Origin of the sequence: Parapusillimonas granuli, assembly GCF_013416525.1 — a bacterium.
GTDB classification, from domain to species: Bacteria; Pseudomonadota; Gammaproteobacteria; order Burkholderiales; family Burkholderiaceae_B; genus Parapusillimonas; species Parapusillimonas granuli.
On the sequence record NZ_JACCEM010000016.1, the window covers coordinates 17992 to 33808 of the forward strand.

At 59.4% G+C, this 15817-nt stretch carries 17 protein-coding genes and 1 tRNA gene; 3 read left to right on the plus strand and 15 right to left on the minus strand.

Annotation, left to right across the window (positions count from 1 at the left end; genetic code table 11):
• Positions 1-492: 492 nt before the first annotated feature.
• From H0A72_RS21030 to H0A72_RS21060, 7 genes are all read right to left on the minus strand, one after another.
• Complete coding sequence (locus tag H0A72_RS21030; RefSeq protein WP_343060272.1) at positions 493-1569, minus strand: TrbL/VirB6 family protein; 1077 nt, start codon at positions 1567-1569, stop codon at positions 493-495.
• Positions 1569-1829: an EexN family lipoprotein gene (locus H0A72_RS21035; protein ID WP_033535559.1), complete on the minus strand. Its 261-nt coding sequence runs from the start codon at positions 1827-1829 to the stop codon at positions 1569-1571. The genes H0A72_RS21030 and H0A72_RS21035 overlap by 1 nt, the downstream gene beginning before the upstream one ends.
• Positions 1826-2305, minus strand: coding sequence for a hypothetical protein (locus H0A72_RS21040; protein WP_180158478.1), 480 nt, complete (start codon positions 2303-2305; stop codon positions 1826-1828). The genes H0A72_RS21035 and H0A72_RS21040 overlap by 4 nt, the downstream gene beginning before the upstream one ends.
• Before the next feature lie 14 nt (positions 2306-2319).
• Entirely contained in the window at positions 2320-3045 is a 726-nt protein-coding gene (gene virB5, locus H0A72_RS21045) for a P-type DNA transfer protein VirB5 (protein ID WP_180158479.1), read from the minus strand.
• A 257-nt stretch (positions 3046-3302) separates the two neighbouring features.
• The gene (locus H0A72_RS21050) at positions 3303-3560 is read right to left on the minus strand and encodes a hypothetical protein (protein ID WP_246437101.1); all 258 of its coding nucleotides are present in this window, start codon (positions 3558-3560) and stop codon (positions 3303-3305) included.
• A 25-nt stretch (positions 3561-3585) separates the two neighbouring features.
• A complete protein-coding gene (locus tag H0A72_RS21055) occupies positions 3586-4581 on the minus strand; it encodes a relaxase/mobilization nuclease domain-containing protein (protein WP_180158481.1) in 996 nt (331 codons plus the stop codon).
• Positions 4578-4793, minus strand: a complete 216-nt coding sequence (locus tag H0A72_RS21060) for a plasmid mobilization relaxosome protein MobC (protein WP_246437100.1) — start codon at positions 4791-4793, stop codon at positions 4578-4580. Before H0A72_RS21060 ends, H0A72_RS21055 begins: the two co-directional genes overlap by 4 nt.
• A gap of 181 nt (positions 4794-4974) precedes the next feature.
• Here H0A72_RS21060 and H0A72_RS21065 point away from each other — a divergent pair, with 181 nt between their 5' ends.
• From H0A72_RS21065 to H0A72_RS21075, 3 genes are all read left to right on the plus strand, one after another.
• Positions 4975-5502 (plus strand): metallophosphoesterase family protein, encoded by a 528-nt coding sequence (locus tag H0A72_RS21065; protein ID WP_343060270.1) that lies wholly within the window; start codon positions 4975-4977, stop codon positions 5500-5502.
• A 387-nt stretch (positions 5503-5889) separates the two neighbouring features.
• A complete protein-coding gene (locus tag H0A72_RS21070) occupies positions 5890-6525 on the plus strand; it encodes a hypothetical protein (RefSeq protein ID WP_180158482.1) in 636 nt (211 codons plus the stop codon).
• A 191-nt stretch (positions 6526-6716) separates the two neighbouring features.
• Positions 6717-8006, plus strand: a complete 1290-nt coding sequence (locus H0A72_RS21075; protein WP_180158483.1) for a hypothetical protein — start codon at positions 6717-6719, stop codon at positions 8004-8006.
• Positions 8007-8263: 257 nt separating this feature from the next.
• On the opposite strand, the gene H0A72_RS21080 is transcribed toward H0A72_RS21075, so the two are convergent.
• From H0A72_RS21080 to H0A72_RS22390, 8 genes are all read right to left on the minus strand, one after another.
• The gene (locus H0A72_RS21080; RefSeq protein WP_180158484.1) at positions 8264-8890 is read right to left on the minus strand and encodes a hypothetical protein; all 627 of its coding nucleotides are present in this window, start codon (positions 8888-8890) and stop codon (positions 8264-8266) included.
• 61 nt (positions 8891-8951) lie between these two features.
• Complete coding sequence (locus H0A72_RS21085) at positions 8952-10079, minus strand: site-specific integrase (RefSeq protein WP_180158485.1); 1128 nt, start codon at positions 10077-10079, stop codon at positions 8952-8954.
• A 134-nt stretch (positions 10080-10213) separates the two neighbouring features.
• Positions 10214-10298 (minus strand) — tRNA-Leu (locus tag H0A72_RS21090).
• A gap of 108 nt (positions 10299-10406) precedes the next feature.
• On the minus strand, positions 10407-12458 hold the full coding sequence (locus H0A72_RS21095; RefSeq protein WP_180158486.1) for a nitric oxide reductase activation protein NorD: 2052 nt from the start codon (positions 12456-12458) through the stop codon (positions 10407-10409).
• Between the two features lie 14 nt (positions 12459-12472).
• Positions 12473-13303 carry a CbbQ/NirQ/NorQ/GpvN family protein gene (locus H0A72_RS21100; protein ID WP_180158487.1) on the minus strand — a complete coding sequence of 277 codons (831 nt, stop codon included), beginning with the start codon at positions 13301-13303 and terminating at the stop codon, positions 12473-12475.
• Position 13304: 1 nt separating this feature from the next.
• Entirely contained in the window at positions 13305-14693 is a 1389-nt protein-coding gene (locus H0A72_RS21105) for a cbb3-type cytochrome c oxidase subunit I (RefSeq protein ID WP_246437098.1), read from the minus strand.
• Positions 14694-14739: 46 nt separating this feature from the next.
• Positions 14740-15603 carry a c-type cytochrome gene (locus tag H0A72_RS21110; protein WP_180158488.1) on the minus strand — a complete coding sequence of 288 codons (864 nt, stop codon included), beginning with the start codon at positions 15601-15603 and terminating at the stop codon, positions 14740-14742.
• Positions 15604-15617: 14 nt separating this feature from the next.
• A complete protein-coding gene (locus H0A72_RS22390; protein ID WP_281389378.1) occupies positions 15618-15743 on the minus strand; it encodes a hypothetical protein in 126 nt (41 codons plus the stop codon).
• Between the last annotated feature and the right edge of the window lie 74 nt (positions 15744-15817).

The window sequence follows — 15817 nt, forward strand, 5'->3', positions numbered from 1 at the left end:
GCCTCTCTGGACTCTCCACCCTCGCCGGCGGGAGCCTCGGGAGCAGGGGTTGCGGGCCTTTGGCCCGGAACTCCTGCCCCCGGGGCATAGCGTGGGGCGCTCCTGCCGCGTCAAGGGGCCGTGTCCTCGCCCTGTGGGCTGCGGGCCGCACCAACCCCTTGACCCGTCATCCGCTTGACAGCACCATTACTGACGCCGTTTGGCCGGAAGAGGCGTCAAGGGCGGGACCGGAAGCCGCAGCCCGAAGCGCAGCGCAGGGAACGGGTGAGGATTCCGGGCGAAGCCTTCACCCTTGATGCCTCTGGAAGCCATGCAGCCTGTCGGCCGGGGGGAGGAACAAGGCGAAGCCGCTGGGCCTGCCCCCGCGGTCAGTCCGGCAAGAACGGACGCGGGATGCAACCGAAGGGGTTGCCCAAGCGTAGCGCGGAGATTTGCCGCTAGAAAAGAAAGGGCCTCACCGGAAGCGAGGCCAATGCAGGGGCAGATGGTAGGCTATTCGCCTTTGACTGAGCCGCCTGTAGCCGGCCCCCAGTTTTTGCCCATGTTCTGCAAGACGTGTTGCCGGTACGCTGGGTTCCACATTGTGTTGCCTGCTGCGAGATGATTGAGCCGGCCCCCGGTGACCATCATGCCGCTTTGCATGTCGCGGCGGGTTGTTTGACGGTTGAGAACTTGAGTAACGGGGGATGCGGCGGCCTGGCTGACTTGCCTAAGCGTGATACCCGCCGAGGACACGCCTCCAGCCAGGTGCGATGCCGCCTCATATGCGCGTTGCAGCAAGAACAGGGTGACGCCCGTGACGATCAGGATTTCAAGCATTGTGGCAATAGGATGGTCAGTGGTGACGGCCAATACTTTGGCCGTAAGTGCACTGAAAAACTTCATGCCCATGCCGAGAACCGTTGTCACCAAGGCGATTTGCATGATGTAGGTCATCACTTGGCCAAACCAGCTATCAAACCATTTCGCGGTGACGGGGAACATCAGCATGGCGATGAAGAACGGCCCGATGCCAAGCATGAGGGTGAGCATGATTTTGGCAACGATCACCATTGCCCCCGCCGGAATGGCAATGATGAGCGTGGCGGCGTAGATGATTAGGGCGTTAAGCAGGTCCCAAAACACCATGCCAATCTCATACCAGCGCCGTTTTCCCATCTTGTCGAGCATATCGCCGCCGATTTGAAAGCCATCGGACACCGCCTTATCGAGCACCTGATAAACCGAGGTTGCGGACGTACTGCTGCCGGATGCCGAGAAGGCGTCAGCGACGCCCGTTTCCAGGCCGCGCAATGCCTCGACAACCCATGACAGGTACGTAGGGGAGCTCATTGCCAAACCGCCAATGACGATGAACTTCCCGCAAGTCTTCATGAAGTTTGAGGCAGGGGCTTCGACATATCCGAAGATGATGGCGAATCCCATCATCACGAGCGTTAGCGTGCCACCGTAGATGAAGATGTCAGTGAACATGAAAATGACATTGCCCGACGTCACCTGAACAAACGCGTTCAGCGTCATGTCGATGCTTTCGCCCATCCATTCAAAGATGTTAGATTCAATAGCCACTATTTGCCCCCTTCGAGCACATTGATTGGCTCATGCTTTGTGTATCCGCGCTTCTCAACCGTCAGATGGTTCTGGGCGGTGACGGCATTTATGCAGTTCGGTGATGCATCCGACTCGCCAGGGTTATTCCGGCACTTGGAAACCATCGCAGTGCGCTCGGCATCGTGCGCTTTGTACCAATCCACGGTTTGGACCGTCGTGGCCTGATCGCAGCCGGCGAGCGCTGTCGCGACAAATAGAGAGAGAACGGTCCTTTTCATTTCCGCATCTCCTGTGCGTTGACTTCGATGGTTCGGCCGCCGGTGTCTCGGCCCTCATGCTGTTGCAATACGCCTAGCGCATGGGCGAGCTCGGCCGCGTCAATGATGCGTAGCGCCGCAACTGTCCGCAGCGCGCTTTCACGCGTGCCCGCCCAGCTACCTGCGAATCGCCTGTCCGAGTCGCGCAGAACGAACACGCAGCCACCGAGGCAGGACAGTGAGAGCAGGACGGCCATCCATGACGACGTCGGCACTGATTGGCCGGGCAGGACAACCCCGGACCAGTCCACCGCCGCGATCAGGAAGGGGAGGATGGCGAACGTTGCAGCCAGAATGTCACCTTGAACAAGCGAAGGCGCGCGACGGCCGACTTCACGCGTGAACCCAAGGCGGTCAATGCATTGCCACCACCGCCGCATGAATAGGAGTGTGAAAAAGCAAATTGCCAAAACAGGGACGTGAATGTAGGAAATCATGGGCTTGTCTCCTCTTATTTATCCAACAGGTTGAAAGGCTGGTGCTTCGTGTATTCACGATTCGCCAGCACCTTCGCGTTGATCTCACGCTGCCGCTGTTCCTGCAATCGGTCTTCGGCTGCCGCGACCATCTGGTACATCTGTAGCTTGGTCTGCTCGTTCTGAATCATGGCCTGCTCGGCCGCGATGCGACCTTGCAGTTCGGCAATGGCTTTCGGGTCCTGTGTCTGGTTTATCTGCTGCATCAACTGGTCGATTTGGCTAAGGCGGTTTTTCGCCGCATCGTAGGCGCCGAGCGCGAAGGCTTTGTCTTGCGCACCTTTGACAGCTTGGGCTTCGCAGTTTGTGCGCTGCTCCGTCGAGGCAAAGTCGGTGCAGGCGTCATACACCTTGTTGTTGTCGTAGATGGATTCTGCGCGCCCGCTCAGGCCGGCATAGCCGCCTGATTTCACGCTGTCATAGACGCCTTGCCAGTCTTGCGGCAGGTAGTCCCGTAGTTGCGGGTTGTTGAACAGTTCGCCCATGCCGCGGGCACCAGTGACCGCAGCGTATTGCTGTTTCATCTGGTCGATTTGACTGACCATCTGGTCATACTGCAACTTCCACTTCGCCATCGTTTCGATCTGGTTTTCGACGCTCTTGGCGATGGAAGCGCCATCCGTCACGGGGATTTGTGCGAAGCCGGCCGACGACGCGGCAATGCCGACGGTCAGAATGCAAGAGGCTGAGAGTTTCTTCATGTTCGCCACTCCTGAGAGGTTGAGGGCGAACGTAGGACCGTGCTGTCCGGTCTGTCGGTCTGTTCAGGGACCGCGCCCAGTACGACAAAGCGTTCTTGGGGCGACTAAGCGGCCGATCTGCTCTCGGCGGTCGGAACCCTTCTTCTCGGGTCGGCACCCGGTACGCTAGGCGTCCTTGGGGCGGTGCAACGTCCGTTGTGGTTAAAGGTAAAACCGAAGTTGATTGTACTTACGGTTAATGCAAAGTAGTTTCCCGATTACGACCACCACATGCGACGGTCGATGATGATGCGGTCCGACAGGTACGAGATGTTCGCCAATTCCGCCAAGGCCATTTCTACTGTTCGGAATCGGTACGGTCGGCCTTTGTCGTCCATGACGGGGTGCTCCGTAGTGCCGTCCTGAACGGCCAAGGCAAAGCCCTTCCAGTAGTGCGCATACAGAATGACCTGCACGTCACCAGTGCGCGCTGGATCATCGCAGTAGTCTTGCAGGGCGTCGTAGCGTAAAGCCATCTTATGGTCCTTCTTGCGCAATCAATCAACGGCTCAGGTCGCCAGTGTCTGGATGGTTGGTCCCATCCAGTCGATGGGCGTCCTTGGTCACTTCTGTGCTGCGCTGACGACGCTGTGTGACCTGTAGCGTTCTGTCCTGCGAGGGATCAAGGAACCGGACAATTTCCAGGGCGAGCGATTTGTCCTCTATGTCACCAGCGGACAAGGCTTTCGCAATGTGCTCGTAGCCATTCCTGATGGCACGTGAAACGCCGGAAAGCCCGGGTTGTTCCCGCTCGGCCGCTTTGGTGCTCTTGCCACGCTTGGCGGCATGTCGCGTCGCCTGCTTGACCGTAGTGTGCGTGTTAGACCGAGCCCTACGCGGTGTGGCGTTGGCTTCGATGCCTTGTTCACGCAGTGCCTCGGCGAAGCGCTCCCGCCAGCGTTGCAGGTCCGCTTTTCGTGGGTTGAGCCGGCTGCCGTCGAGACCCAGCGCCTTAACGCAAAGGTGGCCGTGGGGATGGGCTTCATCGTCATGGATGGCGAAGACATACGCGTGGTTGGCACCGAACTCCGTTTTCGCGAATGCACGGATAGCGTCATTGACTGCGCGTCGGTCGGTGCCGGGCGGCATGGACAGCACGATATTGAACGTTTCGCGGCGGGAGCCGTTATCAGGCAACCCGTACTGGCCGCTTTTCCATTCGTCGCGCACGTCCTGCACTGCCTCACGGCCAAGGATGATTTCACCGTCTTCGTTCTCCAACGCTACCAGGCCGTTGCGCGATATGTAGTCGAGATGTGCTTTCACCTGCGCGATGCCTTTGCCGCCGCCGGAGATCTTCACCATGACTTCGGGGGCTTTGCGAGTGGTCAGCATCAACTTGTCGCGGACCCGAGCGCTGCCAGTCAACAACAGGGGCTTAGAGGGCGGCGAAGTGCGTGATCGCGTCACCGTGCGCTTTATGCCTTGGCTGGTTACGGGCTTGGTATAGATACGTTCGCCCCAGTCCTTCAAAATTCCATCAACGACCAGACTCATTCCAGCCTCCAGCGGTCAATGTTGGCGCGCATGATGTCTGCCACCCGCGCGGTGTGGGCTTTGATATGACGGGTCAGTGTGTCGATACGCTCAGCGGTTACCACCGTCTCCAGCGCGCATCCTCCGTTCATATGCCGGGCGATCTGGTTCAGGTTGCGACCGATGGCCAGCAGCCGTGAATTCGATTCGCCCAGCGTCCGTAGTTCTGTCATGCCGAACTGTGGTTCACCGCTGAGATTGGCCCGTATCAGGTGGATGACCCAGCGATTGGCGCGGCCGTGATTTTGCGGTGGGTGACATCCATGGTCATTTTGGTCGGCTTGAGGTCGCGTTGGCTGCCGCAAAGTTCTCGCCAGAAAAGAAAAGGACCGATTGTTTTCCGTAGGGGACCTTGTGGATCGAGGCCCTGAATCGGCCGATGTTCTGAAATGGTTGGAGCGCCCGTGGTTTCACGCGATCTGTGGGAATCACGACCTGATGGCATGGCGACGGGCGATGGGCGATCCGATTCCGAACGTCGATCATCGCGTCCACGGCGGTGGATGGTTGGATGCTTGCGTTGGTGAGGTTCGTGAACGCATTGCGGCCAGCTTGAGCGCCTTGCCGCTGGCTATCGAGGTGGAAACGCCGAGTGGCATGGTCGCTATGGTTCACGCCGACTTTCCCTATGACGATTGGCAGGCTATTCACGGCGCTACCTTCAGTCCAGAGGACGAAGACGCCTGCCTATGGTCCGTAGATCGTTATCGAATGCAGCATTCCCAGCCTGTCCGCAATGTACGTGCGGTGGTCCATGGACATATGACGCTACGCAAGCCTGCGCAGCTTGGTAATGTTTACTACATCGATACAGGGGGGTGGCAGGATGGGGGAAGGTTTACGTTGCTGGACTTGCATACGCTTAAGTCGTGGCCGCGCTAATTCCATTCTCCTACCTCTGAATACACGGTGCAGCCTTTAAAGGCCCGACATACGGCCAGATGAGAGAAGTGATCGGACAGGGAAAAAGAAAAGGTTCGTCGCCGACTTCTGGGGAAGGTTTCTCGCGTGACGTTTTCGAAATTACGCAATAGCAACCAGCGCAAGGACCTGATGATCTTGCGCGCCACTCCGTCGCCGCGTAGGTGGGGATGATTGGCTCAGGAAGGCCGAGTTCGGCCAGACGCGGACAGTCTGCCTATCCGAAAAGTTTAGGTTTACCTATACTTACACAAGCTGCTTCTTCCGACTGAGTAGGATTAAATTAGATTTGGTTAAGGCAACAAATCTTAGCCTGCGTTATGTCACCTATTTGTAGTTAGACACCGTATGAGCGATCCTTCATTGACACCATCCCCGGAAACACACGTAAGCGTCGGCGGCGATTTCGCAAGGGTGTTTGACACTCAAGACTATCTGATCATGTTCAATTCACTCGACGAGGTGAGCGTGGTTCTTCGGGCACACATGATTTTGGAAGAGTTCTTGAATATTTGGTGCAGTCGAGTTACCAGTACAGAAGACCTATTCGCTGGTACTTTTGTGCCGTTCAAAACCAAGCTAATCGTTGCGCGAAATTTGGGCCTCGCTTCGGAGTATGAAGATATCCTTGATCGGTTCAATGAAATAAGAAACCGTTACTCGCATAGGCGCAAATACGCGCTTGAAGAATCCAGGTTGAATAGCATTAAAGACAAAGTTAACGTTCTCCACTCTGAGCCACCCATGCTGCCGTGCGAGGAATATCACATATATGCTCAGGGTCATGATCAGTTCGGTCGTCCGCAGGAGATCCGCCACGAGTGGTCTTCAACTGATATGAAGAAAAGGGTCCTCTTGGTTGTCGTGCAACTCGTCATGAAACTTGTCCAGTGGATGCAAGTTGAGTTCAACCGCAGAGGTATTCAGTACAGCTTAGTGGCCTGGCCCGCTTCAGCACCGGAAAGTGGCAGCGGCGCAGATTAATCCCTGTCCCCATTAATGAAAAGATTGAATGTTCAACTGACGGATCTGGGTCGGAAGCGTGATATTTACTTACAATCTGCCAGGACAGCAACCTGCCTGACGAGCTGATGATCTTGCATACCAACGCTGCTGATCGCAACGCAACATAAGGACGTAATAGATGAAAGCTGGACTGCTGAGGTGGGTAGCATATGCGGGATGATTTGGATAGCGTTCCGCCAGCTATACCGCTTCTCGTCATTGAGGTGCTGGGAAAATCAAATAGTCCGAAAGACGCCTATGATCGGTTGAAAAATCTCTGGCCAGAGATTCAATCGCAAAGTCGCTTTCATATGGAGAATTTTTCGTTGGCCGCACCGAAGAATCGTCGGCCCGACGAATTAAACATTTATTTGGACGGAGGGCTCAATCTATTTGATGCCCGCGTCGGCTGTGCTGACATCGACTGCCGCCTTGAGGCGGCAAGACATCTTGCACGCAGCCTCGCATTGGTGGGCGATACGCTATGGATTACCGATTATCTGACAGAGCAATTTTTAGAGCACGGTAAAGTCGCTGATGAGAAGCTCTATCGAATCCTGACTGACACTCTTGTTTTATCTGAATTATTTCCTCTAATCGCGGCAGGTATTATCAAGTTTCGATCGCCGTGGCGGAGTGTTTGCGAGTCCTGCAACAACGCGTTCGATACGCAAGTGGAAGAAATGGTGGAGGATTCCCTTAAGGAGTATTCCTCAGAGTTCGATATCGAGAAAATGTGCGGTGGTGGTTATGCGCTGCACACGGGCGGCACATATCATCCATCCATGGTTTTGAGGGTATATCCGACCAAATGGCTAGGCGCTCAGCGTACGCCTACAGCCGAGGAGGCAAAGCGAAATGTCGCGCGTACCGCAATCCGATCTGCGCTATGGACCTGTGACGAGGCAAGTAAGGGTAATGGCGTCTTATTCTCTAATTCCGCTATTGGCATGGCGGCATTTGTTAAGCGGGAGCAAAAACTAGAGGGACGTTCAAGCTTACGGGCATTTGACGAGCGGCGCAGCGTTCAAATTCCATGGGTAACTGAATTAAATGCCTCACAAATTGTCGAGCTAAGAAGTGAGGCCTCCAAGGCTCTTCCTGCGCTGCGAGAGCTGTTGGCCCGCCATCTTACAGTCGCAAAAACGGAGGACAAGAACCCTGGTGCATTGATTGATGAGCTTAGGTGGCAGGCGGTGGAGACGCGCAATGAATTGGAAAACGTTCAAGGGCATGCAGGACGATATTGGAAAGCCGCTTATGCAACTGTGGGGCTAAGCATCTCTGCTTATGGGCTTGGTACCGACGGTGTGATTCCATCGCTTGGTGGGCTTTTGCCCATATTGCATTTGCTTATAGAGCACAAAGGGGGAAGCAAAAAAGAAGTTGATAGGCTGCAACGCAGGCCTGGCTATGTGCTTGTTAAAGCCCAGGATATCTTGAAACATGCTCATTCTTGACTCTTTTGACCACATCGTTTATTGCCCCCTGCAAATCTCGAACGTTATTGATATAAGGATCGAGGTTTTCCTATCGCCTTTCCTTCTTGTTCAATACTCACTTGAGATTTAACGTACGAATAAAGACTCCTCCCATCAAATAACAACGTCAGCTTTGGGTTGTTCCGCGACCCTCAACCACGTCGCAGATCGGCGCAGAACCAAAGAAAAGGCCCTTCAATCATTGGTGAAAGGCCTTTCGTTTTGGAGCTGGGGTGTTATCCGCGCTTGAACAGGCGCTCGTGCATCCATCCATCGTTGGTCAGGATGACAGCCGCCTTACCCTGTATATCTCCCTGAGTCTGTTCCGCAAAATTCTTGTAGTTGGCACGCATGCTTTCCGATTTGGCCCAATCATCTGCACCCTCTACTTTGTAGCGGTAGTTCACCTGCGACAGCTTTACTCCCATCATGTCGCTGGGCTCAGTGAAGTTGCTCACTTCCACAACGGTGTACTTGCCGGTGCAGAAGGCTTCTTGTCCAGCCATCGTATTGGCCCCATTGGCGACGAGGAATTTCTTGCCGGTGTCAGTGATTTGGTACTCGGTGGCCGGCTCCATCTTGTTGCCAAACATGGCTTTGACTTCGGTGTCTCGCTTCGTCAGCAGCCCGGCATCGACCAGCGCGTCGGCGCGCTTCTTGCTCTGACCGCCCAGCATGTCTTGATTCGCCAGGGTGAACGGCAAGCCCTTTCCAGGAATCGCAGCGCACAGGCCCTTCTGAGTGTCCAGGTATGCCTGTATGGCCTTGCTGAAGTTGCTCTTGTTGGCGTCCTTGGCGCTGCCGCACGCGGCAAGGGTAAGAGCAAGGCTGCTGATGGCGACGATCTTGATAGCGGTATGCAAAACTAGCTTCCTCTGTAGGTTAAGACAATCGGTTGTTCATTATGGCAACGCGATGGAGCGATTATGCGTTGTTCTCTGTTTGGGAGTCGGCTTCACCTCGTTGTTTAGAAGCGGACGGCGCGCGCCGCGCAATGCGGTCCAGCTTCTGCACCAGGTCTTCGGCGCGAAGATGCGTATAGCGCTTGAGCATCTGCATCGATTTGTGGCCGCTGATGGCCGATACCTCCTGATCGCTCAAGCCGGCTTCCACGAACCGGCTGACAGCCTCGTGCCGCAGGTCGTGAAAGCGGAAGTCTTCAAGGCCCGCTGCTCGCTTGGCATCGGTCCACGCTTTGTCGAACAGGTAGGGGCGTCGTATGCCATCCCTGCCGGGTTCGCCGAAGAACACCAGTTCGGTTTCGGCAGGTCGCAAGGGGTTGGCCAGTGCCTCGGTGAACACGCGCGTTGCCTCTGCAGTCAGTGGGACGGTGCGAGGCGACGAGTTCTTGGTATGCTCCAGCCGAACGACGCGCCGCTCGATGTCCACTTGCCGAATGCGTAGCGTGGCAATTTCAGACAGCCTCATGCCGGTCTGAACGGCAATGCGGACAATCCAACCGAACATCGGGTTCGAGTGCTTATCCACGGCTTGCAGCAAGCGGTTCTGTTCTTCCGGGGTCAATCGCCGGTTGCGGCCCGAGCCGGGGGCCGGGCGGCGGATGTTGGACACGGGATTGAAGGGCAGGCCGATGCCCCATTCCTTGATGGCGACGGTAAACAGGTGGCCCAGCAGTGCGAATTCCAAGCGTACCGTGTTGTTACTGCGAGGCCGTAGCTTGCCGTTTTTGTCCGGGTCGCCGGCCAGTCGCATGTCACGGAACTGCGCCACGATCTCGGCGTTCAGGGCGGCCAGCGAGTACTTGCCAAGATGCCGGATGATGACTTGAGCTTTCTTGTGTTCGCCGGCTTGGGTCGAGGCCCGCTTGGTGGGCGTGACTTCCTTGAGGTAGCGGGTCAGTGCCGCTTCGACGGTTATGCGCTCGGCCGGCGCTCGCTGGATGTATACGCCGCGTACCATTTCGTCTTCGGTACGGCGCGCCCAGTCTTCGGCATCCCGCTTGGTGCGAAACGTCTTGGCCGTGGCCGGCCAGCCTGTCTTGCGAATAAGGGCTTTCCAAGTGCCCGAGGAAGTCTTAACGATCGTAGCCATGAGTACTCCGTATGGGGCTAGCGCCGCATCACTGTACCGAAACTGTACCTGACCACAATTTTAGGAAAATCCCCCGGTGCGGGGCTTGTGCTGCGAAATCTTCTAACGGCTTGAATTAGCAGAAGATTTTTAGATGGTGCCCGGGGCCGGAATCGAACCGGCACGCCTTGCGGCGGGGGATTTTGAGTCCCCTGCGTCTACCAATTTCACCACCCGGGCATTGCAAGTAGTCGCCCCGAAGAACTCGGGGCGTGGCAGGAAGGCGTAATTATACGCAGACTCCCGAAATTTTGCATTGCCTCCGCCAGCAATCACCCCCAAGCCGCCCTACCGCGACACCAGCCTTTTCATCCAGTCCAGCAGCACCACCGGCAAGGCCTCCGGCCGGCTCAGCAGGGCGTATTGCCTTTCCCCAAAAACCCTCGGCAGGTACGCCGCCGCCTGTCTGTCTATCGTCAGGCAGAAGGGAAATATTCCTTGCGCCTTCGCTTCATGCACCGCGCTGCGCATGTCTTCGACCCCGTATCGGCCCTCGTAGTGGTCTTCGTCGTTGGGCTTGCCATCCGACAGCAACAGCAGCAGGCGGTGCTGGACTTGCTGTTTCATGAGCTCGGCGGTGGCGTGGCGCAGGGCGCCGCCGGCGCGGGTGTAGTATTGCGGCTCCAGGCCGGCGATGCGGCGGGCGATGTCGTTGTCGTAGGCTTCGGTGAAGGATTTGATGGGGTAGATGCTGACGTTGGGGGCGCCTGGGCCGGAGAAGGCCAGGATGCTGTAGGGTTCGCCCATGCTTTCCAGGGCGATGGCGACCAGCAGCAGGGCTTCGCGCTCGACGTCGATGATGCGCTTGCTGGTGGCGAGCCATGAATCGGTGGATCCGCTGATGTCGACGAGCAGGGTGATGGCCATGTCGCGGGTCTGTGGGCTTTGCCGGCGGTACAGGGCCTGGGGCATGGGCAGGCCGGCGCGGGCTTCGGCGGCGGCGTCCGTGCAGGCGTCCAGGTCTATGTCGTCGCCGTCGAACTGGCGACGCAGCCATCGGCGTTCGGCGCGCAGGATCTCGAAGCGTTTGCGTATGGTGTCCAGCATGCTGCGGTAGCCGGCCAGTGTGGCGTCTATCCAGGCCTGTGGGCCGGGTTCGGCCGTCAGCAGGTGCACCAGGGCGCCGGGGTGCCGGTAGCCGTTCAGGCGGTAGTCCCATTCGGGGTAGGTCAGCAATTGCCGCAAGGCCGGGGTTTTGGCCGGCGGAAGTTTGGCGCGCTGGTCGGGCGGGTCGTCCGAGATCAGCACTTCTTTGGGTTTGCCCGGGGTGGCGACCAGCCTGGCTTCGGGCAGTTCCGAGAGCGCGTCGGCGAATTCGTCGGCGGGAGTTTGTTCGTCGCGGTCGGCGGGGCGTTGCATGCCCATGGGGTCTTCCGCTTGTTCCAGCGGGGCGTTGGTCTGCACCATCCATACGCCGGGTTTGTCGTCGTCTTCGTCTTCCTTGGCCTGGCGCTGCTTGGGGCGACGGAGCATGCGCGCGCTGCGGGGGCGTCTGTCCCGGTTTTCGTCCTGCTCGTGGCCGGCCGGCCCGCCGGGGGCTGCGGGCGCCGTTGCCTCATGGTCGATCAGTTCGCCGGTCCACCAGTCCTTGACCAGCGCGTGGGTATGGGGCGGTTTGTCGGCTTGGCTGTCGCTCCATTCTGCGACCAGCTGCCGGGCCAGGTCGAGCGCTTCTTTGGGGTTGGAGCAGGCGGGCAGGCCTTGGGCGGGGGCGGCGTTCGGCGCGCTATGCACCGGCACGGCCAATGTGCGCTGCAGCCATTGTTCCAGCTGGCGGCAGGCCGCGGGGTGGTGGCGCGGGTCGGGGCGGGCGCGCAGGGCGCGGCGCTTCAGCTCGTTCAGCGATGCCGCCATGCCGGGCAGGATGCGCGCCAGTTCCTGGTCGCAGGCCTGGGCTTCCAGGATCAGGTACAGGGCGCGCACGCGCGGGTCGGGATCATGGGCGGCCAGCGCCGGGCTGCCGCGTTCGGCGCGCATGGCTTGCCGCAGGGCCTGGCAGCGGTAGCGGTCGGCGGCGATGCCGTGATCGGTGGTTTGCGGGTCCGCCGGCAGCCAGATGGAAATGCCGTCGGTGGCGGGCAGCGCCTCGCGCGAGGGGGTGACGTCCTGGCGCCGGAAGATCTTGAGCAGCAGGCTGGGAATGGCGGGGGGCTGGGCGGTTCTGAGCGGGTAGTGTTTGCCGAAGACGGCGGCGATCAGCAGGTCCAGGCGGTGGGCCAGGTCGGCCAGGGTGGAGGCCTGGGGGCCGGCGGCTTTGCCGCGGTGGCGCTGCCACAGGTCGCGGGCGTAGATGGTGGCGTGCCGGGCCGCATCGGTGATGACGTCTTCCGCTTCCGCCATGCCGCCGCCTTGCGTCAGGGAAAGGTCAGTTCGACCAGGTCGTTCATGGCGGCCAGCAGCGATGCGTCGTCCGACAAGGGCGAGACCAGCGCGACCTGGCAGGCGCGTTTGACGGGGATGCCGCGGGCGGCCAGGTGGGCGGTCGCGACCAGCAGGCGGGTGCTGGGCGCTTCGGCGAGGCCGCGGTCCCGCAGGGCGCGCAGCTTGTGCGCAAGCTCGACGAGCGCCCGGGCGGTGGTGTCGGGCACCCCGCTTTCCTGGGCGACGATCTGCGCTTCGCGGTCCGGGGGCGGGAAGTCGAAGTCCAGCGCAACGAAGCGTTGCCGGGTGCTGGGCTTCAGGTCTTTCAGCATGCGCTGATAGCCGGGGTTGTAGGATACGACCAGCTGGAACCCGGGCGCGGCGTCGATGATTTCGCCGGTCTTGTCTATGGGCAGCTGGCGGCGGTAGTCGGTAAGGGGGTGCAGGACGACGATGGTGTCCTGGCGGGCTTCGACCACTTCGTCCAGGTAGCAGATGGCGCCGCTGCGCACGGCGGTAGTCAGCGGGCCGTCCTGCCATACCGTGCCGTCGTGCCGGATCAGGAAGCGGCCGATGAGGTCGCTGGCGCTCAGGTCGTCGTGGCAGGAAATGGTGATCAGCGGGCGCCGGAGCCGCCAGGCCATGTGTTCCACGAAGCGGGTCTTGCCGCAGCCGGTGGGCCCTTTGAGCATGACCGCCAGCTTGTTGTGGTGGCACTGTTCGAACAGCGCCACTTCGTCGGCCGCGGGCAGGTAGTAGGGCGGGGCTTGGTGGTGGTCGCCCCGCCTGTCCAGCCGGGCCACGGCGTTGGACTGCTCCGCCATGTCAGGCGCTTCTGCCACTGGCCAGGCCGCTCTGCGGGTGGTGGTGCGCGGGCGTCTCTACTTCTTCTATGGGTTCCAGGCGCGGCGCATGGCGGAAGAAGTCATAGATGAACAGGCCGACACCGACGGCGAAGAGCGAAGCCGTGGCGACCAGCATCAGGAAATGCACCTGTATTTTCAGTTGCACGTCCAGGTAGCCTATGCCCAGCACCCGTTCCAGGTAGACTTGGCCGATGCCCGCGGTGGCGAAGGACAGCGTCATGCCGAACATGCCGGCGATCTGCAGCCAGAAGGCCCAGTAGCCGACGGGCGAGCCCTGGTCGCTGCGGCCCACGGTGAGGCTGGGCTGGGCGTAGCTGATGACGGCCATGACGATCATGGCGTAGGCGCCGTAGAAGGCGGCGTGCCCATGCATGGCGGTGATCAGGGTGCCGTGCGTCCATTTGTTGATGTCGGGGAAGGTGTGCGCCAGGCCCAGCAGGCCGGCGCCGAACAAGGTGAACACGGCGCTGCCTATGGTCCAGTGCAGGGCCAGCCCGTTAGGGTGGCGGACGCCGGTGCGCCGGATGGCGAAGTAGGCATACATGGCCATGCCGACCAGGGCGACGGGTTCCAGTGCGCTGAAGAATCCGCCCAGCGGCAGCCAGTACGAAGGCACGCCGACCCAGTAGTAGTGGTGGGCGGTGCCCAATATGCCGGCGATGAAGACCAGCCCGACGATGACGTACAGCCATTTTTCCAGCACTTCGCGGTCGGCGCCCGACAGGCGGATGAGCAGGTAGGCCAGGAAGGAGCCCTGGATCATTTCCCATACGCCTTCGACCCACAGGTGTATGGTCCACCAGCGGTAGTAGATGGAGACGATGTAGTTCTCGTAGTGCAGCAGGGCGGGCAGGTAGAGTACGGCGGAGCTGCCCAGGCCCAGCAGCAGCACGCCTTCGGTGGTGGTGAAGCGCCCGGATTTCTTGATGGTCATGCCGATGTTGTACAGGAAGATCAGCATGCACACGACGATGACCAGCTTGTGGGGCAGGGGCTGTTCCAGCAGCTTGTTGCCCGTGCCGTAGCGGAAGAAATAGCCGATGATGGCGCTGACGCCCATGATGGCCCACAGTATGAGCTGTATGTAGGCGAGCTTGACGCTGTGCAGTTCGGAACGGGACTCGTCGGCGATGATCCAGTATGTGGCGCCCATGAAGCCCGTCAGCACCCATACGATCAGCAGGTTGGTGTGTATGGTCTTGGTGACGTCGAACGGCATGATGTTGAGCAGCGGGTCGGGCCCCAGGTACTTGGCGGCCGACAGCAGCCCGAAAACGAGTTGCAGCCCAAAGAGGATCAGTGCTAGCGCGAAATACCAGTATGCGACGGATTGAGAACGGTAACGCATGGCGACTCCTGTTTTGCGTGAGGCGGTGCTGGTGTGTGGCCTTCGTTTATTTGAAGGAGGCCAGGTACGCAACCAGTTGATCGATCTGTTCCGGTGTCAGGTCCTTGCCGTAAGTGGTGGGCATGAAGGAGACCCCGTTGGCGGAATACATGGGCCCCGGGTGCAGGTAGGCGCTGGGTTCCATGATGGATTCGCGTATGAACTCTTCGACCGTTTTCGCCTTGCCTTTGTAGTCGGGCGACGCCAGGGTTTTTTCCGCGTTGGAGGCGATGTTGGCCAGGGTCGGCCCGGCCAGATTCACCCCGGGCGCCGTGGAGTGGCAGGCCGCACAGGTGGGCACGGCGGACCGGAACAGGGCTTCGCCCAAGGCGATGGGGTCGTTGGCGGTGGTGACGGGGCGCGCGGCCGGAGGCTGCCCGGTGGCGGTATCGCCGCCGGCGCGCTGCTGCGCCAGGCTCAAGTCCGTACCGGGTATGGAGCTGCCGGTGACCAGTATGGGCCGGGGCGGCCAGCCCTGGTTGTCCACCTTGCTGACCCAGTCCATGAAGGCGATCAGGTCTTCGATTTCCTGGTCGCTCAGATTCTGGTTGGGCATGAGCCGCCGGTGGGTCTGTTCGTCGTAGAACTGCGAGGGGTTCTTCAGGAAGGCGGTCAGGTAGGGCGCGCCGCGGTGCTGGGTGATCTTGGTGAGGTCGGGCGCATAGTAGGCGCCTTCGCCCAGGATGGTGTGGCAGTTGATGCAGTTGTTGCGGTGCCAGACGTTCTGGCCGCGTACGACGGCGTCCGTGATCTTGTCGGCGTTGGTCAGGGTGGGAAACTGCCTGTGGCTGTCTACGGTGAGCACCAGGAAGATCAGCGATGCGATGGCGGTCGATGCAATGGCGAATATGCGTGTTTGACGTTTATTCATCGTGCTCTCCGCGGTCAGACGCCAATGCCGGACCAGTACGCGACACCGATGGTACAGGCGTACCCGATGGCGACGACCATCAGTACCAGAACCACACGGCTCACTATTTTCAGGATGTTGAAAAGCGTATGCGCCTGCATGATGGAGCTCCTTGCTACGGGCGATATAACCAGTGAACAAAGACGGACTTATTCTCATGTACTGTCAGTCGTAG